The organism is Kosakonia beeri (assembly GCF_054165705.1).
This window is the reverse complement of record NZ_CM135106.1, coordinates 2,356,999-2,381,510: the sequence shown is the minus strand read 5'-3', so window position 1 is coordinate 2,381,510 and position 24,512 is coordinate 2,356,999. Positions and strand designations below refer to the sequence as shown.

The 24,512-nt window shown below is 53.0% G+C and carries 24 protein-coding genes, 1 pseudogene and 1 other annotated feature; of the genes and pseudogenes, 15 read left to right on the top strand and 10 right to left on the bottom strand.

Features of this window, described 5'->3' with window-relative positions:
* Positions 1-248: 248 nt before the first annotated feature.
* Together cysB and topA are read right to left on the bottom strand one after the other, a co-directional pair.
* On the bottom strand, positions 249-1,223 hold the full coding sequence (gene cysB / locus ACUY4S_RS11420) for an HTH-type transcriptional regulator CysB (protein WP_312686714.1): 975 nt from the start codon (positions 1,221-1,223) through the stop codon (positions 249-251).
* 180 nt (positions 1,224-1,403) lie between these two features.
* Entirely contained in the window at positions 1,404-4,001 is a 2,598-nt protein-coding gene (gene topA / locus ACUY4S_RS11415) for a type I DNA topoisomerase (protein ID WP_312686716.1), read from the bottom strand.
* A 395-nt stretch (positions 4,002-4,396) separates the two neighbouring features.
* Here topA and ACUY4S_RS11410 point away from each other — a divergent pair, with 395 nt between their 5' ends.
* Complete coding sequence (locus ACUY4S_RS11410) at positions 4,397-4,648, top strand: YciN family protein (RefSeq protein WP_312686717.1); 252 nt, start codon at positions 4,397-4,399, stop codon at positions 4,646-4,648.
* Between the two features lie 32 nt (positions 4,649-4,680).
* Here ACUY4S_RS11410 and sohB read toward each other — a convergent pair whose 3' ends face one another.
* The gene (sohB, locus tag ACUY4S_RS11405; protein ID WP_312686719.1) at positions 4,681-5,727 is read right to left on the bottom strand and encodes a protease SohB; all 1,047 of its coding nucleotides are present in this window, start codon (positions 5,725-5,727) and stop codon (positions 4,681-4,683) included.
* 225 nt (positions 5,728-5,952) lie between these two features.
* Between sohB and ACUY4S_RS11400 the strand changes: the two genes are divergently transcribed.
* Both ACUY4S_RS11400 and cobO read left to right on the top strand, forming a co-directional pair.
* Positions 5,953-6,711, top strand: coding sequence for a YciK family oxidoreductase (locus tag ACUY4S_RS11400; protein ID WP_458023128.1), 759 nt, complete (start codon positions 5,953-5,955; stop codon positions 6,709-6,711).
* Positions 6,708-7,298 carry a cob(I)yrinic acid a,c-diamide adenosyltransferase gene (cobO, locus tag ACUY4S_RS11395; RefSeq protein ID WP_312686722.1) on the top strand — a complete coding sequence of 197 codons (591 nt, stop codon included), beginning with the start codon at positions 6,708-6,710 and terminating at the stop codon, positions 7,296-7,298. The genes ACUY4S_RS11400 and cobO overlap by 4 nt, the downstream gene beginning before the upstream one ends.
* Before the next feature lie 55 nt (positions 7,299-7,353).
* Here cobO and rluB read toward each other — a convergent pair whose 3' ends face one another.
* Positions 7,354-8,232 carry a 23S rRNA pseudouridine(2605) synthase RluB gene (gene rluB / locus ACUY4S_RS11390; RefSeq protein WP_312686723.1) on the bottom strand — a complete coding sequence of 293 codons (879 nt, stop codon included), beginning with the start codon at positions 8,230-8,232 and terminating at the stop codon, positions 7,354-7,356.
* Between the two features lie 315 nt (positions 8,233-8,547).
* Between rluB and ACUY4S_RS11385 the strand changes: the two are divergent.
* A pseudogene (locus ACUY4S_RS11385) lies at positions 8,548-8,756 on the top strand (hypothetical protein); the annotation flags it as partial.
* Positions 8,757-8,946: 190 nt separating this feature from the next.
* Here the strand turns inward: ACUY4S_RS11385 and ACUY4S_RS11380 are convergent.
* Together ACUY4S_RS11380 and rnm are read right to left on the bottom strand one after the other, a co-directional pair.
* Positions 8,947-9,567: an L-threonylcarbamoyladenylate synthase gene (locus ACUY4S_RS11380; RefSeq protein WP_312686725.1), complete on the bottom strand. Its 621-nt coding sequence runs from the start codon at positions 9,565-9,567 to the stop codon at positions 8,947-8,949.
* On the bottom strand, positions 9,564-10,445 hold the full coding sequence (gene rnm / locus ACUY4S_RS11375; RefSeq protein ID WP_312686727.1) for an RNase RNM: 882 nt from the start codon (positions 10,443-10,445) through the stop codon (positions 9,564-9,566). Before rnm ends, ACUY4S_RS11380 begins: the two co-directional genes overlap by 4 nt.
* A 161-nt stretch (positions 10,446-10,606) precedes the next feature.
* Positions 10,607-10,700 (top strand) — a sequence feature (Trp leader region).
* A gap of 23 nt (positions 10,701-10,723) precedes the next feature.
* Here rnm and ACUY4S_RS11370 point away from each other — a divergent pair.
* The 6 genes from ACUY4S_RS11370 to ACUY4S_RS11345 all read left to right on the top strand — a co-directional run bounded on the left by ACUY4S_RS11370 (position 10,724) and on the right by ACUY4S_RS11345 (position 18,629).
* Positions 10,724-12,286, top strand: a complete 1,563-nt coding sequence (locus ACUY4S_RS11370; RefSeq protein ID WP_458023129.1) for an anthranilate synthase component 1 — start codon at positions 10,724-10,726, stop codon at positions 12,284-12,286.
* On the top strand, positions 12,286-13,881 hold the full coding sequence (trpD, locus tag ACUY4S_RS11365; RefSeq protein WP_312686731.1) for a bifunctional anthranilate synthase glutamate amidotransferase component TrpG/anthranilate phosphoribosyltransferase TrpD: 1,596 nt from the start codon (positions 12,286-12,288) through the stop codon (positions 13,879-13,881). Before ACUY4S_RS11370 ends, trpD begins: the two co-directional genes overlap by 1 nt.
* Positions 13,882-13,884: 3 nt before the next feature.
* Complete coding sequence (gene trpCF, locus ACUY4S_RS11360) at positions 13,885-15,243, top strand: bifunctional indole-3-glycerol-phosphate synthase TrpC/phosphoribosylanthranilate isomerase TrpF (RefSeq protein ID WP_458023130.1); 1,359 nt, start codon at positions 13,885-13,887, stop codon at positions 15,241-15,243.
* Between the two features lie 11 nt (positions 15,244-15,254).
* Positions 15,255-16,448 carry a tryptophan synthase subunit beta gene (gene trpB, locus ACUY4S_RS11355; RefSeq protein ID WP_458023131.1) on the top strand — a complete coding sequence of 398 codons (1,194 nt, stop codon included), beginning with the start codon at positions 15,255-15,257 and terminating at the stop codon, positions 16,446-16,448.
* Positions 16,448-17,257, top strand: coding sequence for a tryptophan synthase subunit alpha (gene trpA / locus ACUY4S_RS11350; protein ID WP_312686734.1), 810 nt, complete (start codon positions 16,448-16,450; stop codon positions 17,255-17,257). Before trpB ends, trpA begins: the two co-directional genes overlap by 1 nt.
* A 127-nt stretch (positions 17,258-17,384) precedes the next feature.
* Positions 17,385-18,629: a chloride channel protein gene (locus tag ACUY4S_RS11345; protein ID WP_458023132.1), complete on the top strand. Its 1,245-nt coding sequence runs from the start codon at positions 17,385-17,387 to the stop codon at positions 18,627-18,629.
* 45 nt (positions 18,630-18,674) lie between these two features.
* Here the strand turns inward: ACUY4S_RS11345 and ompW are convergent, their stop codons facing one another.
* Positions 18,675-19,310: an outer membrane protein OmpW gene (ompW, locus tag ACUY4S_RS11340; RefSeq protein ID WP_312686738.1), complete on the bottom strand. Its 636-nt coding sequence runs from the start codon at positions 19,308-19,310 to the stop codon at positions 18,675-18,677.
* A gap of 278 nt (positions 19,311-19,588) precedes the next feature.
* Here ompW and ACUY4S_RS11335 point away from each other — a divergent pair, with 278 nt between their 5' ends.
* The 4 genes from ACUY4S_RS11335 to yciA all read left to right on the top strand — a co-directional run bounded on the left by ACUY4S_RS11335 (position 19,589) and on the right by yciA (position 21,853).
* Positions 19,589-19,993, top strand: coding sequence for a YkgJ family cysteine cluster protein (locus ACUY4S_RS11335; RefSeq protein WP_312686739.1), 405 nt, complete (start codon positions 19,589-19,591; stop codon positions 19,991-19,993).
* Positions 19,994-20,017: 24 nt separating this feature from the next.
* Complete coding sequence (locus ACUY4S_RS11330) at positions 20,018-20,758, top strand: YciC family protein (RefSeq protein ID WP_312686740.1); 741 nt, start codon at positions 20,018-20,020, stop codon at positions 20,756-20,758.
* A 50-nt stretch (positions 20,759-20,808) separates the two neighbouring features.
* Positions 20,809-21,351 (top strand): septation protein A, encoded by a 543-nt coding sequence (locus ACUY4S_RS11325; RefSeq protein ID WP_458023133.1) that lies wholly within the window; start codon positions 20,809-20,811, stop codon positions 21,349-21,351.
* A 100-nt stretch (positions 21,352-21,451) separates the two neighbouring features.
* Entirely contained in the window at positions 21,452-21,853 is a 402-nt protein-coding gene (gene yciA, locus ACUY4S_RS11320; RefSeq protein WP_312686742.1) for an acyl-CoA thioester hydrolase YciA, read from the top strand.
* Between the two features lie 27 nt (positions 21,854-21,880).
* Here the strand turns inward: yciA and tonB are convergent, their stop codons facing one another.
* Complete coding sequence (tonB, locus tag ACUY4S_RS11315) at positions 21,881-22,600, bottom strand: TonB system transport protein TonB (RefSeq protein WP_458023140.1); 720 nt, start codon at positions 22,598-22,600, stop codon at positions 21,881-21,883.
* Between the two features lie 219 nt (positions 22,601-22,819).
* On the opposite strand from tonB, the gene ACUY4S_RS11310 reads away from it, so the two are divergent.
* Entirely contained in the window at positions 22,820-23,116 is a 297-nt protein-coding gene (locus ACUY4S_RS11310; RefSeq protein WP_312686743.1) for a YciI family protein, read from the top strand.
* Positions 23,117-23,161: 45 nt separating this feature from the next.
* Here the strand turns inward: ACUY4S_RS11310 and ACUY4S_RS11305 are convergent, their stop codons facing one another.
* Positions 23,162-23,728, bottom strand: coding sequence for a YagU family protein (locus ACUY4S_RS11305; RefSeq protein WP_312686744.1), 567 nt, complete (start codon positions 23,726-23,728; stop codon positions 23,162-23,164).
* Between the two features lie 285 nt (positions 23,729-24,013).
* On the bottom strand, positions 24,014-24,352 hold the full coding sequence (locus tag ACUY4S_RS11300) for an SMR family transporter (protein WP_312686745.1): 339 nt from the start codon (positions 24,350-24,352) through the stop codon (positions 24,014-24,016).
* Positions 24,353-24,512: the final 160 nt, after the last annotated feature.

Genomic DNA, 24,512 nt, shown 5'->3' with positions numbered 1-24,512 from the left:
TCCAGTGAATTTACTCACCATTTCCAAAGAAATATTTAATCTTTTGACCCGAAATAAATTATTGAAGTGAGAAATTTGCGATACGGCAATTTAGTTTCTATTTTTGTCACAAATTAGCGACAGGGCTGCGGGAAGATGTGAGCTCAATCACTTGATGGAGATGAGAAAGGAATTAGATGATGATAATTCTAATTTAGGTTTAGGCAGACTTAAGGGTATCTTTTCAATCGTAAAGATACCCTTAGTCATTATTTCTGAGGTAATTTAATATCTTTAAACATGGCTTCTATATCTTCATTTGAGCGTAATGCTACTGCTGCATCAACCACATCGCGGGTTAAATGTGGTGCGAAGCGCTGAATAAAATCATACATATAGCTACGCAGGAAGGTGCTGCGACGGAAGCCGATTTTCGTTGTACTGTGGCTAAAAATCTCATGCGCATCCAGCTTGATCAGGTCCGGATCGGAAACCGGATCGACCGCCATACTGGCAATCACCCCGACTCCCAGCCCGAGTCTTACATAAGTTTTAATGACGTCTGCGTCTGTCGCAGTGAAGACAATACGCGGAGTTAAACCGGCACGATTGAAAGCGGTATCCAGCTCTGAGCGCCCGGTAAAACCAAAGGTGTAAGTCACAAGCGGGTACTGCGCCAGTTCATCAATGCTGACCGATTGCTTCGATGCCAGCGGGTGATCGGGGGTCACTACAATGGAACGATTCCAGTGATAGCATGGCAGCATCACCAGATCGTCGTACAAATGCAGGGCCTCGGTGGCGATAGCAAAATCGGCGTTTCCTTTGGAAACCGCCTCGGCGATTTGCGTTGGCGATCCCTGATGCATGTGCAATGAGACACGCGGATAACGCTCAATGAAGCCTTTTATCACGTTAGGTAACGCGTAACGGGCCTGCGTATGGGTGGTCGCAACGTACAGTGAACCTTTATCTGGCCAGGTGTGTTCGCCGGCCACAGATTTTATGGCATCGACTTTCGACAATACTTCCCGCGCGATACGGATAATTTCCTGCCCGGCGGGGGTAACCTGCGTAAGATGTTTGCCACTGCGGGCAAAAATTTGTATGCCCAGTTCATCTTCCAGCATACGCACTTGTTTACTGATACCAGGCTGAGAAGTATAAAGCCCTTCGGCCGTTGAAGAGACATTGAGGTTGTGATTCACCACCTCAACAATATAACGAAGCTGCTGTAGTTTCATAACAGACCATCCGGATTACGCAAACGAAGTATCGCTTAAGACGATTTCATAATAAAAAAGCAGGAAGCTATAACCACTATATCATTTATAGCTTCTGTGTATAGCAGCGCACAAAGAATAATAACGAGGCAATAAAAAAGGCCGGATGACCGGCCTTGAAAAGCTAAGGTACTGAAGTTTTTACTTTTTCGCTTCAGTCCATTTATTGTCAATAAAGAAGGCAGACCAGCCCGTGGCTTTCCCGTCTTTTTCGGAAGCAACATATTGCTGCTTCGTTTTACGGCTAAAGCGAACAATGGTCTTGTTGCCTTCCGGATCCTGCTGCGGTGCATCGGCCAGGTAACGCAATTTTTCTGGCAGGCGATCGCGGAAACGGAAGAGTTCTTCTACCAGCGGCGCACGTGTTTCGCGTGATTTCGGGAACGTATTGGCAGCCAGGAAAACCCCTGCGGCACCATCGCGCAGCACGAAATAGGCGTCCGATTTTTCACACGGCAGTTCAGGCAGTGGTACCGGATCTTCTTTCGGCGGCGCCACTTCGCCATTACGCAGGATCTTGCGTGTATTTTTGCATTCGTCGTTAGTACAAGCCATGTACTTGCCGAAACGCCCCATCTTCAGGTGCATTTCAGAACCACATTTTTCGCACTCCACCACCGGGCCGTCATAACCTTTAATGCGAAATTCACCCTCTTCGATTTCGTAGCCGTCACAGGTCGGGTTATTACCGCAGACATGCAACTTACGTTTCGGATCGATCAGGTAACTGTCCATCGCAGTGCCACATTTCTGGCAGCGACGTTTGGCGCGCAACGCGTTGGTTTCGGCATCATCTCCTTCCAGCACGTTAAGCACTTCGTTTTCCGGCACCAGGTTAATGGTGGTCTTGCAGCGCTCTTTCGGCGGCAACGCATAACCGGAGCACCCGAGGAACACGCCGGTGCTGGCGGTACGAATACCCATTTTGCGGCCGCAAGTCGGGCAGTCGATGCTGGTCAGCACCATCTGGTTCGGACGCATACCGCCGGTTTCCGGGTCTTGCTCGGCCTGTTCAAGCTGACGCGAGAAATCACCGAAGAAGCTATCCAGCACTTTGCGCCATTCGGCTTCATGGTTCGCCACGCGGTCGAGACTGTCTTCCATCTGCGCGGTGAAGTCATAATTCATCAGTTCACGGAAATTCTCTTCAAGGCGATCGGTAACGATCTCGCCCATTTTTTCCGCATAGAACCGACGGTTCTCAACGCGCACATAACCCCTGTCCTGAATTGTCGAAATGATCGACGCATAGGTAGACGGGCGACCAATACCCCGCTTTTCAAGCTCTTTAACCAGCGAAGCTTCACTGAAACGTGCAGGCGGTTTGGTAAAGTGCTGCGCCGGGGTCAGTTCCGTCAGAGACAGCTCATCACCTTTATTGACTGCTGGCAGCGTACGATCTTCGTCCCCCTTACGCAGCGCAGGCATCACTTTAGTCCAGCCGTCGAAACGCAAAATGCGTCCACGCGCTTTCAGACGGAAATCCCCAGCGCCCACAGTCAGTGTGGTGGAATCGTATTGCGCCGGGGTCATCTGGCAGGCTACGAACTGGCGCCAGATCAGCTGGTACAGCTTCTGCGCATCGTTTTCCATGTCTTTCAACGATTCAGACAATACGGCCACATCGGAAGGGCGAATAGCTTCGTGCGCTTCCTGCGAGTTCTCTTTACTGGCGTACTGATTTGCTTTTTCCGGCAAATATTTCTTGCCGAAATTGTCGCTGATATAGCTGCGCACCATGCTCACCGCATCCTGACTCAGATTAGTCGAGTCGGTACGCATATAGGTGATATAGCCAGCTTCATACAGGCGCTGCGCCATCATCATGGTTTTCTTCACGCCAAAGCCGAGACGGGTACTTGCCGCCTGCTGGAGCGTGGAGGTAATAAACGGCGCGCCAGGTTTACTGCTGGTTGGTTTATCTTCTCTTTCCAGAACGGTGTAGCGTGCTTTTTCCAGCAGGCTCACTGCGGCCATTGTTTGTTCGCGGTTTACCGGGCGGAAGGCTTTATCACCCTCGTGGCTGACCTGCAAAGGCAGGGCGTCGCCGCCAGGCGTGGCCGTAATGGCGTCGATTTCCCAGAACTCTTCCGGCACAAACGCTTTGATTTCGCGTTCGCGTTCGACCACCAACCGCACCGCCACGGACTGCACACGACCGGCAGACAAGCCACGTGCGATTTTCTTCCACAGCAGCGGAGAAACCATATAGCCCACCACACGGTCCATAAACCGGCGCGCTTGCTGAGCATTAACACGATCGATATTCAGCTCTCCAGGCGTTTCAAACGCCTGACGGATCGCATTCTTGGTAATTTCGTTAAAAACCACACGGCTGTAGCGTTTTTCATCACCCCCGATCACTTCCCGCAGGTGCCAGGCAATGGCTTCCCCTTCGCGGTCAAGGTCGGTTGCGAGATAGATATGGTCGGCTTTTTCCGCCAGCGCTTTCAGCTCGGAAACCACCTTTTCTTTACCAGGAAGAACTTCATATTGAGCCTCCCAGTTGTGCCATGGGTCGATCCCCATGCGATTGACAAGCGCGCCACGTTCATCCTTTTTGGGCTTCTTAGCCGTCCTGGCGGAGGCTGAGTCTGCGCTCTTTTTCGGTGCTGATCCACTGGTCGGCAAATCACGGATATGACCTACGCTGGACTTCACCACGTAGTCATTACCCAGATATTTATTGATCGTTTTGGCTTTTGCCGGGGACTCAACGATAACGAGAGCTTTACCCATATTCACCTTACCTAATTAAATTCTTCCAGGAATACGTCGCACTTTGCTTCACTCTCCACGGCGACAAACCCCAAATATTGCGGCGGCGTCAATGGATATCAACCCCATGTTACAAGCCAGGCGCGTTAAACAGTGCGTTCAGGTTACTGACTTAGCAGGCTTTTGGCCTTGAGGCGATAGTGCGCGACGATGTTACGGTCGAATGTCAAGCAATTCTGTTGCCAGATTGACGAAAGCGTCACACTGTACCTGATAAAATTTGTTACGCAACTTTATTAGCATGCAAAATCAAATCGCGCCAGCACAACCGCGCAGCAAACCCATTGCTAAAACAGGGAAAATTTGCCCCTGAGCAGTGCCCGGCGTAGACTTACGGAATTTTTAAGGAGGAGTAAATGCAAGGTACATCTCAGCCCATTGAACGCCAGGCTCTGCTTGAACTGGCCAATAAACTGATCCGCGAACATGAAGATACGCTTTCGGGCATTAAAGCGACTGATGTTACCCAGCGTAACGGCGTTCTGGTGTTTAGCGGTGAATACTTTCTTGATGAGCAAGGTTTGCCGACGGCCAAAAGCACAGCGGTATTCAATATGTTCAAATACCTGGCGCACGAGCTTTCTGAAAAATACCACCTTATTGATTAAAAAAAACGCGAGGCCTGAGCCTCGCGTTTTTCTTACATCAAGGGTTTCTGCCCCCGCTGCCACCAGCGCATCAACAAATGATCAACGCTTTCTGCCGCACTCCCGGTAAAACGCTCCATCAGTTTTTTGCGCTGCTGGTAACGAATACCAATCACCTCATGTTCTTCAATCAGCCCGAGCAACAATTCGTCGCTGGTGCCGATAGCGTCAATCAGGCCTTTGTCCAGCGCCTGCGAACCGTACCAGTGTTCGCCAGTTGCCACCTGCTCGATATCCAGTTCCGGGCGCATTTTGCTGACAAAATCTTTAAACAGATCATGCGTTTCATTGAGGCTCTCGCGGAATTTCTGCCGCCCTTCTTCCGTGTTCTCACCCAGCAACGTTAAGGTGCGCTTAAACTGCCCGGCAGTGTGCAATTCAATATCAATCTCTTTGCTTTTGAGGAAACGGTTAAAGTTGGGGATCTGCGCCACGACGCCAATCGAGCCGATAATAGCAAAAGGGGCAGCGACAATTTTGTCTGCTACGCACGCCATCATATAACCTCCGCTCGCCGCAACTTTATCGACTGCAATGGTTAACGGGATCTGTTTGTCGCGCAGCCGTTGCAATTGCGACGCCGCCAGTCCATAGCCATGCACCACGCCGCCTGGGCTCTCCAGTCGCAACACCACTTGATCCTGTGGCTTCACGACAGTCAGTACGGCGGTGATCTCTTCGCGCAGAGACCCCACCTCACCCGCGTCCATACTGCCTTTAAAATCGAGCACAAAAACACGCGCTTTGCCGTTGGCTTCCAGCTCACCCGCTTTCGCTTTTGCCTTCGCCGCTCTGGCGTCGAGTTTTTGTTTCTTCTTCTGAGCTTTATGCCACTGTTTTTGTTGATGGCTATCCAGCAAGGATACCGCCATCTCCTCCTGCATCTCTTTATATTGTTCACTCAGACGCGTGATGCGCAGTTCGCCGCGCTGGCGTTTGCGCTGTGTCAGGTTAACAATCAGCACCGCGACGACCGCAATCGCGATCACCACGGTTGCGATTTTGGCTAAAAAAAGACCATATTCAGAGAGTAATTCCACGTATCCCACCTCAATTACACCGCTCAACAATCGGACCAGTTTACATGAGCGATGCTGGCGCGTCTCGCCTCACCCGTGGAACATTTACGCCATGTTACTGAATTTTTTAACACTCTGTGGCACAAAGCCTGGCTAACTCTCCGCGTGGCCGATTGAAATAGTGCTCTGTTTAAGGCATAAAGCCAGCATGTGAAGTGAAAACAGGCCCGGGCCTGAGGAGACAGCGTGCACTATCAGCCACAACGCGATCTGTTAAACAACCGATTTATTCTGGTTACCGGTGCCAGTGATGGTATCGGTAAAGAGGCGGCGCTAACCTATGCCCGCTATGGCGCCAGCGTGATTTTGCTGGGGAGAAATGAAGAGAAATTGCGGCAGGTTGCGCAGACCATTCACCACGAAGGTGGTAAGCCGGCGCGATGTTTCACCCTCGACCTGGCGACATGTACGCCAGACGAGTGTCAGCAACTTGCCGACGCGATTGCCGCTGAAATCCCCCACCTCGATGGGGTGTTGCATAATGCCGGGTTGTTGGGAGATGTCGCCCCGATGAGCGAGCAAGTTCCCGCAACCTGGGATGCCGTGATGCAGGTAAATGTCAATGCAACTTTTTATCTGACACAGGCACTTCTTCCTTTATTACTCCGGGCAGAGAGCGGTTCGCTGGTCTTTACCTCCTCCAGTGTTGGGCGACAAGGTCGTGCGAACTGGGGCGCTTATGCCGCATCGAAGTTTGCCACCGAAGGAATGATGCAAGTGCTGGCTGATGAGTACCAGAACAGCCTGCGAGTGAACTGTATCAATCCAGGAGGCATGCGTACCAACATGCGGGCCAGTGCTTTCCCGACCGAAGATCCACAAAAATTGAAAACACCCGCCGATATTATGCCGCTCTATCTGTGGCTGATGGGCGATGACAGCCGCCGCAAAACGGGCATGAGCTTCGATGCACAGCCCGGACGCAAACCGGGGATCGCACAATGAGCGAAGAACGATATCAACAACGTCAGCAACGGGTAAAAGAGCGTGTCGATGCCAGGGTTGCTGCTGCTCAGGACGAGCGCGGGATCGTGATTGTCTTTACCGGCAACGGTAAAGGGAAAACGACCGCCGCCTTTGGTACTGCTACACGTGCGGTTGGGCATAATAAAAAAGTCGGCGTTATCCAGTTTATTAAAGGCACATGGCCGAACGGCGAACGTAACTTACTTGAACCGCTGGGTGTGGAGTTTCAGGTCATGGCTACGGGCTTCACCTGGGATACGCAAAACCGGGAAAGCGATACCGCCGCATGCCTTGCAGTTTGGCAACATGCCGAGCGTATGCTGGCCGATCCGCAACTCGATATGGTGGTACTGGATGAGCTGACCTACATGGTGGCTTACGATTATCTGCCGCTGGAAGCAGTACTGACGGCGCTCAACAATCGCCCGCCAATGCAGACCGTCATCATCACCGGTCGCGGTTGCCACCGGGATATTATGGATCTGGCCGATACGGTCAGTGAACTACGCCCGGTGAAGCACGCATTTGAGGCTGGCGTGAAAGCACAGATCGGTATCGATTACTGATTCTTCGTGTATAGCAACAGGACATGAAAAAAGGGGCTTTCGCCCCTTTTTGCTATTAATCGTTTTTATTGCGCGTACTACCCGCCCGACGATTACCCGTCGGCTGGCTGTGGCGTTTCACCGCACGGCGGATCTGGTTCGCTTTCATGCGACGGCGGTCTTTTTCCACCGCGACTTTGGATTGTGTTTCAACCTCAAGCCCGACCAGTTCACGCAGGTAGTTCGTCTGTGCCAGATCCAGTTCGGTCCATCCACCACGGGGCAGCCCCTTCGGCAGCGGGATGTCGCCATAGCGTACACGGATCAGGCGGCTTACCTGCACGCCAACTGCTTCCCACAGGCGACGCACTTCGCGGTTACGCCCTTCGGTCAGGGTAACGTTGTACCACTGGTTGATGCCTTCACCACCGCTGAATTTGATGGTTTTAAAAGCAGCAGGGCCATCTTCCAGTTGCACACCGCGCGAAAGCTCACGAATTTTATTGTCATCCACTTCGCCAAACACGCGCACCGCATACTCACGTTCAACTTCACGGCTCGGGTGCATCAGACGGTTCGCCAGTTCACCATCGGTGGTGAACAACAGCAGACCGCAAGTATTGACGTCGAGACGACCAACGGCTATCCACCGTGCGCCGCGCAGCTTCGGCAGGCGATCAAACACCGTCGGACGCCCTTCCGGATCGTTACGCGTACAAAGCTCGCCTTCGGGTTTGTAATATGCCAGTACACGGCAAATCTGCTCTACAGACTCTTTTACCGAAATGAGGTGACCATCGATACGGATTTTCAGCCCTGGCGTGACGTCAACACGGTCGCCCAGCGTCGCAATTTTGCCGTCTACGCTAACGCGACCGGCCTGGATAATAGTTTCGATTTCACGGCGGGAACCGTGGCCAGCCCGGGCCAGCACTTTCTGTAGTTTTTCGCTCATAGAGCATCCTTCAGGTGTCGCCTTCACAGGCGTCTGGGTATACTTTCAAAAACAACGAGTTAGTAAAAATCAACGTAACTCGCTGATGTGTAAATAATTCATGGTATACAGCATGGCACACATTTTGTCCCCATGCTGTTACACGCAATGATTCGTGGGCGCACATACTACACTAACTTTAGGCTAAATGATTCAACAAGTTTTGTACGATTACGCGTACCGAATTTGACCTGGTCGGTGGGTTTTGTCACGGAGGCACTCACCAGTGGCCGGCAGATAAGTGCATGGCCTGCATGGATGACTTCACGCCGATGGAAGCGTGAACGGTTAAAGAAAAAGATCTGCGGAACGCGGGAAGAAGCCCGTAATGATATTATTGCTTACATCGAAAAGATTTATAGTAGTCAGCGTCGGCATGGTTCGCGCGCTCCGATACCATCGGCGGAATATGAAAATCCATCTATCAACGGCTCAGAAGAGTCCAGATCAATTGGACTGGAGTCAGGCAGAACCGAAGGACATAGCAGAAGATACGCAGGGTAAGCATCAGGCATGGGTTAATGACTGTCATACCTTAAGATGACAGCCATTAACTGAATGGGCGTGTTGATGTAGATAATTTGTTATCCTGCTCGACTACTCAGACGTCTGACGGTTTTAGCAGCACAGCATCGTCGCCATCGAAATAACCGCATAGCGCAACGGCTTGCGCCGCTATAAGAAAGGTTTAACATCGCCGACGCCTTCGCGGATCACTACCGGCGCATCGTCAGTTAAGTCCACCACTGTGGTCGGTTGCTGCCCAAGATAACCACCGTGAATAATTAACTCCACCAGCTTTTCCAGACGATCTTTAATTTCATCCGGATCGGACTCGGTAAAATCACTGCCCGGCAACATTAACGAGGTCGACAACATCGGCTCATTCAGGGCTTCCAGCAGTGCCAGCGCAATCGGGTTGGAGGGCACACGTAAGCCAATGGTTTTACGTTTTTCCTGCAATAAGCGCCGCGGGACTTCCTTCGTACCTTTAAGAATGAAGGTGTAATTTCCGGGCGTGTTATTTTTAATCAAGCGGAAGGCCACATTATCCACGAACGCATAGGTCGACAGTTCCGACAGGTCGCGGCACATTAACGTAAAATTATGACCATCCGGCAGGTGACGAATGCGGCAAATACGTTCCATCGCCCCTTTGTCTTCAATTTTGCACCCCAGCGCATAACCGGAGTCGGTGGGGTACACGATCACCCCGCCCTTGCGCACAATATCCACTGCCTGATTGATCAGACGGGGCTGGGGGTTTTCCGGATGAATATAAAAAAACTGACTCATACTTCCCTCTCTCTGGTGTTCTGCGGCTTCTCCCAGCAATGCCAGACGCCGTCAACCCCGGCCGGAAGCCAGAGTTTGCGCCCCAGTTCAATCCACGGACAGGGCTGATGGAAATCCGATCCTTGCGACGCCAGTAAGCCGTACTGACGAGCATAAATGGCAAGCTGCGCACGTTCATTGGGAGCCTGCTGGCATTGGGCAACTTCCATCGCCTCACCGCCGCGTTCAGCAAAATGCGCCAGCAGTCTTTTCAGCCATTTAGCGGACAGGTTATACCGACCTGGATGGGCCAGCACCGCCGTTCCGCCAGAATGATGAATGACTTCAATAGCTTGTTCTATTGTACACCACTGCGGCGGAACGTATCCCGTTTTCCCACGCGCAAGATATTTTTTAAACACATCGGCCATATTATTGGCCTTGCCTTGCTCGACAAGGAAACGGGCAAAATGACCGCGGGTGAGCGAAGCGCCCTGCGCCAGGCGTTGCGCGCCTTCTAAAGCACCGGGGATATGCGCCTTTTCAAGACGCCCGGCGATCAGCTCTGCGCGCTGCATACGGCGCGCAGACTGCTGCTGCAAAAATTCACGCATCTGCGTATGCGCAATATCAATGTTCAATCCGACAATGTGGATTTCGTGGTTTTCCCAAACAGTGGAAATCTCCACCCCGGAAATCAATTGCAGCGCCAACCCGGCGCGCGCTATTTCTGCCTGCGCTGCCGGAATCGCATCGGTGGTATCGTGATCGGTGATCGCCAGCGTGCCAACGCGCATTTCAACCGCGCGGTGTACCAGTTCTTCCGGGGTAAGAAGACCATCAGACGCCGTGGTATGGCTGTGAAGGTCGTAAATAATGGCGTAATTCGTGTCGCTCAAAGCGGCTCCGCTAATTTATCAGAACATCTGTTTAAGCTCTATCATACCCACTGAGTGACTTTTTCTGAATTCGAGGGTTGACTTTCTTTGCGTGAACCAGTTAACTAGTACGCAAGTTCACACCAGAAAGGTATCCTATAATGAATGCACATCTCTCTGTAAAACGTTGGTGGCGCACTCCCTGACCGGGCTGTGAGATCACGTGCGCATTCAGCATACCGATACCAGGCCCGCTTACCCAGCGGGCTTTTTTTTGAACAAATTTAATGAGAGCGATTATGCAAACGCAAAAACCAGCACTCGAACTTCTGACCAGCAATGCGGTTTATCGAAGTAACCCAACGGCGCTTTTCCACCAACTGTGTAATAACCGTCCGGCTACGTTGCTGCTGGAGTCAGCCGATATTGACAGTAAGAACGATCTAAAAAGTTTGTTGCTCGTAGACAGCGCGTTGCGCATTACTGCTCTGGGTGACACTGTCACCATCAAGGCGCTCAGCACGAATGGTGCAGCCTTGCTGGTGTTACTGGACCATGCACTGCCATCGGGAGTGGAAAACACCGTGTCTGAAGACAGCCGCGAACTGCGTTTTCCACCGGTCAGTAGTTTGCTGGATGAAGATGCCCGGTTGTGTTCCCTTTCAGTTTTTGATGCCTTCCGCCTGCTGCAGGATTTGCTGGTCATTCCGCAAGATGAGCGTGAAGCGATGTTTTTTGGCGGACTGTTCGCCTACGACCTCGTTGCCGGATTCGAAGACCTGCCCGACCTGACGCATGATCGCCGCTGCCCGGATTACTGCTTCTACCTCGCCGAAACGTTACTGGTGATCGACCATCAGAAACAGCAAACCCGGATTCAGGCCAGCCTGTTTAGCGATTCCGCTACCGAAAAAGCACGACTGGCGCAGCGTATTGATGCTCTGCATCAGCAACTGGAAAGGGATGCGCCACCCTTGCCGGTCGAGACTGTTGAACATATGCGCTGCGACACAAACCAGAGCGACGAAGAGTATGGCGCGGTGGTGCGCGAGATGCAGAAAGCGATCCGCGCTGGCGAGATTTTTCAGGTTGTACCCTCCCGCCGCTTTACCTTGCCCTGCCCGTCACCCCTTGCCGCGTATGACGTGCTGAAAAAGAGCAACCCCAGCCCGTACATGTTTTTTATGCAGGATGATGATTTCACCCTGTTCGGCGCATCGCCGGAGAGTTCGCTGAAATACGACGCCAGCAACCGGCAAATTGAGATCTACCCGATTGCCGGCACGCGTCCACGCGGTCGCCGTCCGGATGGTTCCCTGGATCGCGATCTCGACAGCCGTATTGAGCTGGATATGCGTACCGACCACAAAGAACTGTCTGAACATCTGATGTTGGTGGATCTGGCGCGCAACGATCTTGCGCGTATTTGCACCCCCGGCAGCCGTTACGTTGCCGACCTGACGAAAGTTGATCGCTACTCGTATGTCATGCACCTGGTCTCCCGCGTGGTTGGTGAACTGCGACACGATTTGGACGTTCTGCATGCCTATCGTGCCTGCATGAACATGGGCACCCTCAGCGGCGCGCCGAAAGTGCGTGCCATGCAGCTGATTGCTCAGGCGGAAGGCGCTCGCCGCGGCAGTTATGGTGGCGCAGTGGGTTATTTCACTGCCCACGGTGATCTGGACACGTGCATCGTGATCCGCTCCGCCTGGGTGGAAGACGGCATTGCCACCGTGCAAGCTGGTGCCGGTGTGGTACTGGATTCCGTGCCGCAGTCGGAAGCTGACGAAACCCGTAATAAAGCCCGCGCGGTACTACGCGCCATTGCCACTGCTCATCATGCACAGGAGACGTTCTGATGGCTGACATTCTGCTGCTCGATAATATCGACTCATTTACCTATAACCTGGCAGATCAGCTGCGTGCAAGTGGACATAATGTGGTGATTTACCGTAACCATGTACCTGCGCAAACGTTGATTGACCGGCTGGCTACCATGAAAAACCCGGTGCTGATGCTGTCTCCCGGCCCTGGCGCACCGTCGGAAGCGGGCTGCATGCCAGAACTGCTGACGCGTATGCGCGGCAAATTGCCCATCATTGGCATCTGTCTCGGCCACCAGGCAATTGTCGAAGCCTACGGCGGTTACGTCGGCCAGGCTGGCGAGATCCTGCACGGCAAAGCCTCCAGCATTGAACATGATGGCCAGGCGATGTTTGCCGGGTTAAGTAATCCGCTGCCGGTGGCCCGTTATCACTCCCTGGTGGGCAGCAATATCCCGGCCGGTTTAACCATCAATGCCCATTTCAATGGCATGGTGATGGCCGTCCGCCATGACGCCGATCGTGTCTGCGGTTTCCAGTTCCATCCAGAATCCATTCTGACCACGCAAGGCGCGCGTCTGCTGGAACAGACGCTGGCCTGGGCGCTGCAAAAACTTGAGCAAACCAATACGCTGCAACCGATCCTGGAAAAACTCTACCAGGCGCAAACGCTGAGCCAGCAGGAGAGCCACCAGCTTTTTTCCGCCGTGGTGCGCGGCGAGCTGAAACCGGAGCAACTGGCAGCGGCGCTGGTGAGTATGAAGATCCGCGGTGAACACCCTAATGAGATTGCCGGTGCCGCGACGGCGTTACTTGAGAATGCCGCGCCCTTTCCGCGTCCGGAATACCCGTTTGCCGATATCGTCGGTACCGGCGGCGATGGCAGCAACAGCATCAATATTTCTACCGCCAGCGCCTTTGTGGCGGCGGCATGCGGCCTCAAAGTCGCCAAACATGGCAATCGCAGCGTCTCCAGCCGTTCCGGCTCGTCGGATTTACTGGCAGCATTTGGTATCAACCTCGATATGAATGCTGATAAATCACGGACTGCGTTGGATGAGCTCGGTGTATGCTTCCTGTTCGCTCCGAAATACCACACCGGTTTTCGCCACGCCATGCCCGTACGTCAGCAGTTAAAAACCCGCACGCTGTTTAACGTACTTGGACCGCTGATTAACCCGGCGCATCCCCCGCTGGCACTGATTGGCGTCTACAGCCCGGAACTGGTGCTGCCGATTGCCGAAACCCTGCGCGTACTCGGTTACCAGCGTGCGGCGGTGGTGCATAGTGGCGGGATGGATGAAGTTTCATTGCATGCGCCAACACTCGTTGCCGAACTCAACGGCGGCGAAATCAAAAGCTACCAATTAACGGCTGCCGATTTTGGCCTCACGCCATACCATCAGGATCAGCTGGCCGGCGGCACGCCGGAAGAAAACCGTGACATTCTGACACGCTTACTGCAGGGTAAAGGTGAAGCCGCTCATGAGGCTGCCGTGGCCGCGAACGTTGCGATGTTAATGCGTCTCCACGGCGAGGAAGATTTGCAGAATAATGCGAAAAAAGTACTGGATGTGCTGCACAGTGGAGCAGCCTACGACAAAGTCACTGCACTTGCCGCTCGAGGATAAGAAATGCAAACCGTTTTAGCGAAAATCGTCGCCGACAAAGCCCTGTGGGTTGCTGCACGTAAAGCAGAGCAACCACTGGCCAGTTTCCAGAATGACGTAGTGCCGAGTTCTCGCCGTTTTTACGACGCGCTGCAGGGTACGCGAACCGCTTTTATTCTGGAATGCAAAAAGGCCTCACCGTCTAAAGGGGTGATCCGCGATGATTTCGACCCGGCGCGTATTGCCGGCGTTTATCAACATCATGCATCGGCGATCTCCGTGCTGACCGATGAGAAGTACTTTCAGGGCAGTTTTGATTTCCTGCCGATTGTCAGCAGCATCGCGCCGCAACCGATTCTGTGCAAAGACTTTATTATTGATGCCTACCAGATCTATCTGGCACGTTATTACCAGGCAGATGCCTGCCTGTTGATGCTCTCAGTGCTGGATGATGATCAGTATCGCCAGCTTGCCGCCGTTGCCCACAGTCTCAAAATGGGCGTACTGACAGAAGTCAGTAACGAGGAGGAACTGCAACGCGCTATTGCACTGGAAGCAAAGGTGGTTGGCATTAATAACCGCGATTTGCGCGACCTCTCAATCGATCTTAACCGTACCCGTGAGCTTGCACCGCGCCTCGGTGCCGGGGTCACGGTGATCAGTGAGTCCGGCATCAATACTTACGCGCAGGTGCGCGAATTAAGCCACTTCGCCAACGGTTTCCTGATCGGCTCCGCACTGATGGCCCATGAGGATCTGGATGCGGCAGTGAAGCGTGTCTTGCTGGGTGAAAATAAAGTGTGCGGACTGACGCGTGCCGAAGATGCACAGGCTGCTCACCAGGCTGGCGCGATCTACGGCGGGCTGATTTTTGTCGCCAGTTCGCCGCGCGCAGTGGATGAAGCGCAAGCACAGGCCGTCATGCAGGGCGCGCCGTTGCACTATGTCGGCGTATTCCGCAATGCGGACATAAGTGATGTGGCAGCTAAAGCACGCGCCCTCTCGCTAAGCGCCGTACAGCTACACGGTGATGAAGACCAGGCTTATATCGACGCGCTGCGTACGGCCCTTCCCACCAAAACGCAGATTTGGAAGGCGCTTAGCGTCGGCGATCGTCTGCCACAGCGTCATTTTCAGCAGGTCGATAAATATGTTTTCGACAATGGCCAGGGCGGAAGCGGCAAACAGTTTGACTGGACATTACTGGCGGGAGAGTCGCTCGACAATGTGCTGCTGGCTGGCGGTTTGAGTGCAGATAATTGCGTACAGGCGGCGAAGGCCGGCTGTGCCGGACTTGATTTTAATTCAGGCGTGGAGTCGGAACCGGGCATTAAAGATGCCAGAAAACTGGCATCTGTTTTCCGCACACTGCGCGCTTATTAAGGAAAGAGACAATGACAACACTACTGAACCCGTACTTTGGCGAGTTTGGCGGGATGTATGTTCCGCAAATCCTGATGCCGGCACTGCGCCAACTGGAAGAGGCCTTTGTCAGCGCGCAAAGCGATGCGGAATTCCAGCAACAATTTAACGATCTGCTGAAAAATTATGCCGGGCGCCCGACGGCGCTGACGAAATGCCAGAACATTACCGCGGGCACCCGCACTACCCTGTACCTGAAACGCGAAGACTTGCTGCACGGCGGTGCGCATAAAACAAACCAGGTGCTGGGACAGGCCTTGCTGGCAAAACGGATGGGCAAAACTGAGATTATCGCCGAAACCGGTGCGGGTCAGCACGGTGTTGCTTCCGCACTGGCAAGCGCCTTGCTGGGCCTGAAATGCCGGATCTACATGGGTGCAAAAGATGTTGAACGTCAGTCGCCAAACGTTTTCCGTATGCGTCTGATGGGTGCCGAGGTGATCCCGGTACACAGCGGTTCCGCCACTCTTAAAGATGCCTGTAACGAGGCGTTGCGCGACTGGTCTGGCAGCTACGAAACAGCACACTATATGCTCGGCACCGCCGCTGGCCCGCACCCATTCCCAACCATCGTGCGCGAATTCCAGCGCATGATTGGCGCAGAAACGAAAGCGCAAATCCTCGAAAAAGAGGGACGTCTGCCCGATGCCGTGATCGCCTGCGTTGGCGGCGGTTCTAACGCCATTGGTATGTTTGCCGATTTTATTGATGAAACCGCGGTGGGTCTGATCGGCGTCGAACCTGCGGGTCACGGTATCGAAACCGGGGAGCACGGCGCACCGCTGAAGCATGGTCGCGTCGGGATCTACTTCGGTATGAAGTCGCCAATGATGCAAACTGAGGAAGGCCAGATAGAAGAGTCTTACTCCATTTCCGCAGGGCTGGATTTCCCGTCTGTCGGGCCCCAGCATGCTTATCTCAACAGCACAGGCCGCGCAGACTACGTCTCCATCACCGATGACGAAGCTCTGGACGCCTTTAAAACGTTGTGCCGCCATGAAGGGATTATTCCGGCGCTGGAGTCCTCGCATGCCCTCGCCCATGCGCTGAAAATGATGCACGAAAATCCTGAGAAAGAACAACTGCTGGTGGTTAATCTCTCGGGGCGCGGCGATAAAGACATTTTCACCGTACATGATATTTTGAAAGCGCGAGGGGAAATGTGATGGAACGCTACGATAACTTATTTAAACAGCTGGATGCCCGTAAAGAAGGTGCGTTTGTTCCCTTCGTGACGCTGGGGGATCCGTCGCCTGAGCAGTCGCTGAAAATTATCGATACGCTGATTGAAGCGGGTGCCGATGCGCTGGAACTGGGGATCCCCTTCTCCGACCCGCTCGCAGATGGCCCTACCATTCAGAGTGCGACCCTGCGTGCATTTGCATCCGGCGTGACGCCAACACAGTGTTTTGAAATGCTGGCGGCGATCCGCCAGAAACATCCCACCATTCCTGTTGGCCTGCTGATGTATGCCAACCTGGTTTTCAGCCGTGGCATTGATGAATTTTACGCACAGTGCGCAAAAGTGGGTGTGGATTCGGTGCTGGTGGCCGATGTGCCTATTGAAGAGTCAGCGCCATTTCGCCAGGCGGCAATGCGCCACAATATTGCGCCCATTTTTATCTGCCCGCCGAACGCCGATGACGCCCTGCTACGCCAGATTGCTTCCTACGGTCGCGGCTACACATACCTGCTCTCCCGCGCTGGCGTGACCGGAGCGGAAAACCGCGCCGCTCTGCCGTTACATCACTTGCTGGAAAAATTGACCGAGTATCATGCCGCGCCTTCCCTGCAAGGTTTTGGTATTTCCGCGCCGGATCAGGTTACCGCCGCCATCAACGCGGGCGCAGCCGGGGCGATTTCCGGCTCGGCAACGGTGAAAATTATCGAGAAGAATCTCGCTAACCCGACGGCAATGCTGGCTGAACTCAAGGCCTTTGCCAAACAGATGAAAGCCGCGACTCTGCCGCGCTAATCCTCACGCCGCCTGAATGTCGGGCGGCGCTCTGTTTATTTTCCCTCCCCCTGCATAACGTATTGTTAAAAGGTTCATATTTACTGTGGGATACTAACCACGACCTTTCACAAACGATACGAAGCAGATGCGTAAACTCTTATGTGCATTTTGCCAGAGCCGCTGGACCGCCCTGTTACTGACCGGTATTGCTGCCGGTACGGCCGGCATGCTGATCGCCCTGATGCTGCATGAAATACAACATCTGGCATTCGGCTACAGCCAGCGATCACTGATTGGCGGCCCACCTTTTCTGCAAGGCGTGAGTGAAGCCACAGCGCTGCGCCGCGTTGCCGCACTCACCATTGCCGGAATCATCGCGGGATGGGGATGGTGGTTGCTGGCGCGCTATGCCAAAAAACGTCTGAGTGTCAGCGCGGCCGTGTGCGATATCCGTCAGCCTATGCCGGCCGCGACGACGCTGTGCCATGCCATGCTACAGGTTGTAACAGTGGCGATGGGTTCCCCACTCGGCCGTGAAAGCGCACCGCGCGAAGTCGGCGCACTGTTTGCTGGCGGCATCGCCCGACGTTGCGGACTGAGCGAGGCAGACATCAAGCTGGTCATTGCCTGCGGTGCTGGTGCGGGACTGGCCGCGGTGTATAACGTACCGCTGGCCGGCGCAATCTTTACCCTTGAAGTACTGCTGGTCACCTTTCGTTGGGATGCGGTGATCGCCGCGATCATAACGTCAGCGGTCGCCGCCTTTATTGCTTCGCTGGTGCTGGGCAACGAGCGACAGTACCTTTTCTCTGCGCCAGCGGCACCTGTTTCGCTCATCGTCTGGGCAGCCCTGGCCGGGCCAGTGTTCGGCTATGCCGCCAGCCTGTTTCGGCGTATGAGCCGCCAGGCGCGCGGCAGCGTGAAAAGCAACTGGCAGATGCCGCTGTTTTGTTTTGTTGCTTTTACCTGCCTCGGTTTGCTGTCGATCTGGTTTCCTCAATTGCCAGGTAACGGCCGAGGGCCGGTACAACTGAGCTTCGGTGGCGACGTGACACTGCCGCTGGCCGCGATCCTGATTGGGCTGAAGGTCTTCAGTATCTGGATGGTGTTACGCAGTGGCGCGGAAGGTGGTCTGCTGACTCCGGGGCTTGCCATCGGCGCGTTGCTGGGTGCGCTGCTCTTTTTACTGGTTGGCGCATTTTTCCCCGGCAGCAGCATCGGCGAATTTGCACTGACCGGTGGCGCGGCATTTCTGGCGTCATCCATGCAGATGCCGCTCACCGCGATTGTGCTGTTGATGGAGTTTACAGGTATGGACTTCAGCTTTTTTGTGCCGCTGTCGCTGTGTGTCGCGGGGGCTTATATGACGTGCCGCTATGTTGAGGGTTAGGAGAATGGCTGGCCGCGCGACCAGCCCTGTATGTAAAATGCCGGCTTAAAAACGGTAGCCCGCCGAGAACATAAACACCCACGGATCGAGGCGTGTGTGTACGCTCTGCTGTTCACCGTTGGCTTTAAAACGCACATCCGTGTCGATGTCCATATACCAGACCGACATATTAATCAGCCAGTCGCGGTTGATTAAGTAATCCAGCCCTGCCTGCCCCGCTACCCCCCATGAATCCTTCAGACTGAGGTCAGAAAGTCCGGCCTCTTTGCCCTTATCATTGAATTTTTCATCGAAAAAGGTGGTGTAGTTGATCCCAGCGCCAATGTACGGACGGAGCTTACTTTGAGCATCGCCAAAGTACCATTGTGCCATCAGCGACGGCGGCAGGTGATGCACGGTTGCAATGTCGCCAGTCGGCCCGGTACCGACGCGGTGACGAAAGGGCGTAGCTGCCAGCAATTCCACACCGATATTGTCTGTAGCCATCCAGCTCATCGTGATCCCAAGCTGAGTATTATTGCTCACACTAAAACTGCCAAGACTTCCTAACACATTGTCTGAGCCTTCCGTCGGTCGGACGGTGGCGGAACCGGCACGAATGAAAAACTCGCCTGCTTCATGCGCGTATGCGCCTCCGGAAATGCTACTCAGGATCAATGCGGCCACGGCTAACTTCTTCATATCCACTCCATGATTAAGGTTTTTAACGCGCCGTGAATATACCTACAACTGAGTACAAAGTGATCCAACGCAGATCACACTTAACTTCATAATTTAACATTCATTGATCTGAGATAATTTTTACCCGCAGACACACCACTTAACTTTTGTACTTAAATCAATTTCTCGCTGGTGAAGCCATGAAAAAAATCCTGAGGAGCCATCTTGTGCCGGTGTAAATCCGGGGCTAATTTATTCATCTGCCAATATGTTGATGCGTCATTAAATTCAGGTGCGTTATGAGTTCACTCAATCCGTGTATGTCGTGCGGAGCCTGTTGTGCGTATTTTCGTGTTTCTTTTTACTGGGCTGAAGCGGATGACGCTGGCGGCCCTGTCCCGGCACAGTTTACTGAGCCGCTCACCCCGTTTTTGCGCTGCATGCGCGGAACGAATCAAAAGCAGAGCCGTTGCGTCGCGCTGGAAGGAACACCTGGTGAGTCGGCGCGATGCACCATTTATGAAGGGCGTCCTTCCCCGTGCCGGGAATTTGCCATGTCTGGTGAGAACGGCGCCGCTAATGAAGCGTGCGACCGTGCGCGGGCGCGCTACGGATTAGCGCCTCTTTACAAAGATATGCTTTTCCATACAAGCCATGATGCTGCCACTGAGGGTGTATTCAGGGTACAATTACCTGATATTTAACACCGCAATACTCAAGGAGAGTGCATGTCTATCACGGCGAAATCCGTTTACCGTGACACGGGAAATTTTTTACGTAATCAGTTTGTGACTTTTTTACTGATTTCGCTGTTGGCTGCGTTAATTACGGTTGGTCTTGGGCACGCGTTTATGCCCAGTGAAGATCAACTCTCCGTTTTATTTCAGGACGACAACCTGGCCAACAGCGTCAATTTACTGGAGCTGGCACAAAACATGACGCCGGAACAGCAGCGCGTGATGCTGCGTTTTTCCGGTGTTGCCACACTGGCGAGCCTGATTGGTAACGCTGTTCTGGCCGGTGGTGTATTGCTGCTGCTTCAGCTCGTTTCAGCGGGGCACCGCGTTAGCGCCCTGCGCGCGATTGGCGCCAGTGCTCCCGTACTGCCAAAATTGTTTTTGCTGTTCCTGCTGGCGAAATTTATGGTGCAATTTGCCAGCGTGTTTTTCGTGGTACCGGGTATTGTACTGGCTATTTTACTGGCGTTCGCGCCGGTGATGCTGGTGCAGGATAAGACAGGGGTTTTTGCATCTGTTCGCAACAGTATGCGTCTCGGCTGGGCCAATATGCGTCTCATCGCGCCTGCCGTGATCGGTTGGATCATGGTCACTGTTCTGCTGGTGTTTATCCGTACCCCCTCAGGCATTGCCCCTGAAGTGGCTGCGGTTATCACCAACACGGTCAGTAATCTCGTCTCGGCCGCGTTGCTCATTTATTTATTCCGCTTGTATATGCTGATGCGTGCGTGAATCCCCGATTGCCTGCGAAGGCAGGCAATTTCTGATGATGGAATCGTTGAATGAAGCAGTTTCTTGATTTTCTTCCGCTGGCGCTCTTTTTCGTGGTGTACAAACTCTACGATATTTTTGCTGCCACCAAAGTACTGATTGTTGCCTCAGCCATCGTGCTGATTTACTGCTGGATCCGCTATCGTAAAGTGGAAAAAGTCGCGCTGATCACTTTTATACTGGTTGCCATATTCGGCGGTTTGACCATTAAATATCAGGCTGTGGAGTTTATTAAGTGGAAAGTGACCGTTATTTACGGTCTGTTTGCCGGCGCGCTACTGTTCAGCCAGTGGATGATGAAAAAGACGCTGATCCAACGCATGCTGGGCAAAGAGCTCACCCTGCCGGATGCCGTCTGGTCGCGGCTAAACATTGCCTGGGCGCTGTTCTTTATTGCCTGTGGCCTCGCCAATATCTATGTCGCTTTCTGGTTATCTTTCGATACATGGGTGGATTTTAAAGTGTTCGGCCTGACGGTTATGACACTGATTTTCACGCTGTTAAGTGGTGTTTATATCTACCGCCATATGCCACCGCAGGACGATAAATCCTGATCCCCTGACGCCAGGCCCTGCGCCTGGCTTTTTCTGTGTTTTCTGCCGTCAATTCGTAGTAGCATCCCGCCATAAATCCCTCAATACAGAAGAGATAATAATGACAACGATTCAGGACACTCCGCAGGGAGAACTTGTCTTACGCACATTAGCAATGCCAGCAGACACCAACGCCAATGGCGACATCTTCGGCGGCTGGTTAATGTCACAAATGGATATGGGCGGTGCCATTCAGGCCAAAGAGATCGCGCATGGGCGCGTGGTGACGGTGCGGGTGGATGGCATGACTTTCCTGCGCCCGGTCGCCGTGGGCGATGTAGTGTGTTGCTATGCGCGCTGTGTCAAACGCGGCAATACGTCCGTAACTATCAATGTTGAAGTGTGGGTTAAAAAAGTCTCTTCAGAGCCGATTGGCCAGCGTTATAAGGCGACAGAGGCACTGTTTATTTATGTCGCTGTAGACAATGAAGGAAAACCGCGACCGCTTCCGCAGTTGCCTTAAAAAAAAGCCTCCTGACGGAGGCTTTTTTTATTCCATTGTCGCGCCGCCATTCAGACGGAAGACAATATTCACAATCAATCCTGACCCCGGTTTGCCGGATTCGTAGCGCCATTTACGCATTGCCGCTTTTACTTCTCGCTCAAACATGTTTGCGGGCTGCGCGGAAAGCACTTCGACATTTTCAACGCGTCCATCAGCCGTCACATCAAATTTAACACGCACGCGGCCCTCAATGCGCAACGCCTGAGCTCGCGCCGGGTATTGCGGCTGGTTACGACTCAACGCACGCGGCCCCGCAGGAACAGAGGGGGCCGGTTTGCTGGCCACAGAAGGCGAAGGCGTAGCCGCCGGACGAGCGGGCGCATTATTTTCAAATGGCGATACCGGACGCGGCTCTGCGGGTTTCGCTTCCCGCTTCGGCTGTTTGACTTTTTTCTCCGGCTTCGGTTTGGGCTTCGGCTTTGGTTTAGGTTTTTCAATCACTACCGGCGCTTCTTTCGGCGGTTCAGGAACCGGTTCTGGTTCTGGCTCGGGTTCTGCGACCGGCTCTGGCTGCGGCGCGGGCGCGGCTTGCGGCGGTTCAAGTTCCGCCGGTGCAACCATGGTCACAGAAATAGGCTGCGCAGGTGCGGGCAATTCAATAACCTGATGTACCGAGGTATAGAGCAGACCCGCCACGACAGCGCCATGAATACCCACGGACAACAGTGTCGGCCAGGGAAAGCGGCGAGGTAAATCAAGGGTCATTGAAGTCATAATCGTGTCAGTTAAAAAACCAGACCCCGATTTTAAATGCAAATAGCAATCATATTCAACTAGACATCGCATCGCCGGGTAAGTTTGTCTGCCGGAAGGATAAAAAACCCGCATTTCACACATGGATATTTGCAGGGGAGATCTTTGCATTGCAGTCATTCGGTGTTTCACATAACGTTATGGCTTTCCGATTGGTAAGGAGCTGTGCCCGTGCTTTACGTTATTTTTGCTGAAGATGTTGCTGATTCGCTCGAAAAACGCCTCTCTGTACGCCCTGCTCACCTGGCGCGACTGCAACTGTTACACGATGAAGGACGTCTGCTAACGGCGGGCCCCATGCCTGCTGTTGACAGCAACGATCCTGGTGCGGCGGGTTTTACTGGCTCCACGGTCATTGCTGAGTTTGAATCGCTGGAAGCCGCACAAGCGTGGGCGCAGGACGATCCGTATGTTGCTGCGGCCGTTTACCAGAACGTGACGGTGAAACCGTTCAAGAAAGTGTTTTAAAGCAAAAAGACCCGCCAGTGCGGGTCTTTTGTTATGCGGCCTTGTTCAAAAGCGGCTGGTGGATCCCAGCGGAATTTCAGCATCGGGCTCATGGGTAATGCGGTTACGCAAATCGCGACGAATCAGCTCGATGGCCCAGAACCAGAAAATATGCCCTACCAGTTCAGAAACGTATTCATCAACGGGCAAATCAGCCAGACCCGGCGTCAGACCTAACAACGGGAAAGAGATCCAGTGCACACAAATAGTTGCCACGATCCCAGCCCAAATCCCCTGCCATAATTTTACTTTCGGGAATACTTCTGCAACGAGGCAATACCCGATGGCAAAGACAAGAGAGAAAATAATATGGGTTACCATGACCGGGTTAATAATATGCTCTGAGAACGTATAAACCGTATGGGTTGGATCAATACCTAAATAATCGCGCAAAAAAAGATAAGGTGGATTAAACTCATCCCGGCCGCCAGAAAATGTCCGCGGTGGCAAAGGCACTTCCGCACCCCACTTAACAAACGCAGATAATATCCCTGCGACCACACCCACAATAAAAGCCACGCCAAAGCGACGTCTTGCAGGTTCCGTTCTTACAAAATAGTCCTTAAGTGCCATAATAGTCCCATCTACTTATAAGGTGTTAATTTAGCAGGACAATGTTCAATGAGTTACTGACAGTGGATATTGATCAAGATCACACTGACGTATCTTTACAAGTGAAAATCGCGAATAAAAATGCAAAGTTTAAATGCTTTCCTTTTTATTACCAGCATGACAATGCGCAGTGCATTAATAACTCATAGTGACAGTTTTATTTTTATTTTAAGTATGAGGAAATAAAGGATAGTTATGTACAGATGTATTTAAAAAGCAGCGGTAAACCACTGCTTTTTGGTGCCCTTAATGACCGACAGTCTTAGAAAATAAATTTATGATCACCACTCCGGCAATAATTAGCCCCATCCCCATCATTGCTGGTATGTCGAGTTTTTGTCCGTGCACTAGCCAGCCGACAACACCAATCAGCACAATGCCCGCACCGGACCAGATTGCATAAATGACGCCTGTGGGGATGGTGCGCATGGGAATGGTCAGGCACCAGAATGCAATACAATACCCGGCGATACTGATCACACTTGGGATCAGTCGGGTAAAACTGTCTGAAGACTTCAGTGCCGTAGTGGCGATAACTTCGACAACAATGGCAATCCCAAGAAAAATAAGCGCTTCTTTATTCATCTATCTCCATCCGCAGAGTAAAACTTTCTTCTCGCCAGCCAGAGTTGGCATCCGAAAACCGACCTGGCTACAGGCTGTCCATCATAGAACATATTCTTTGCGTATACATGGCGGCACGGGCATGCAAACCTGGCACGCCAAAAATAACAGAGGGCACCAG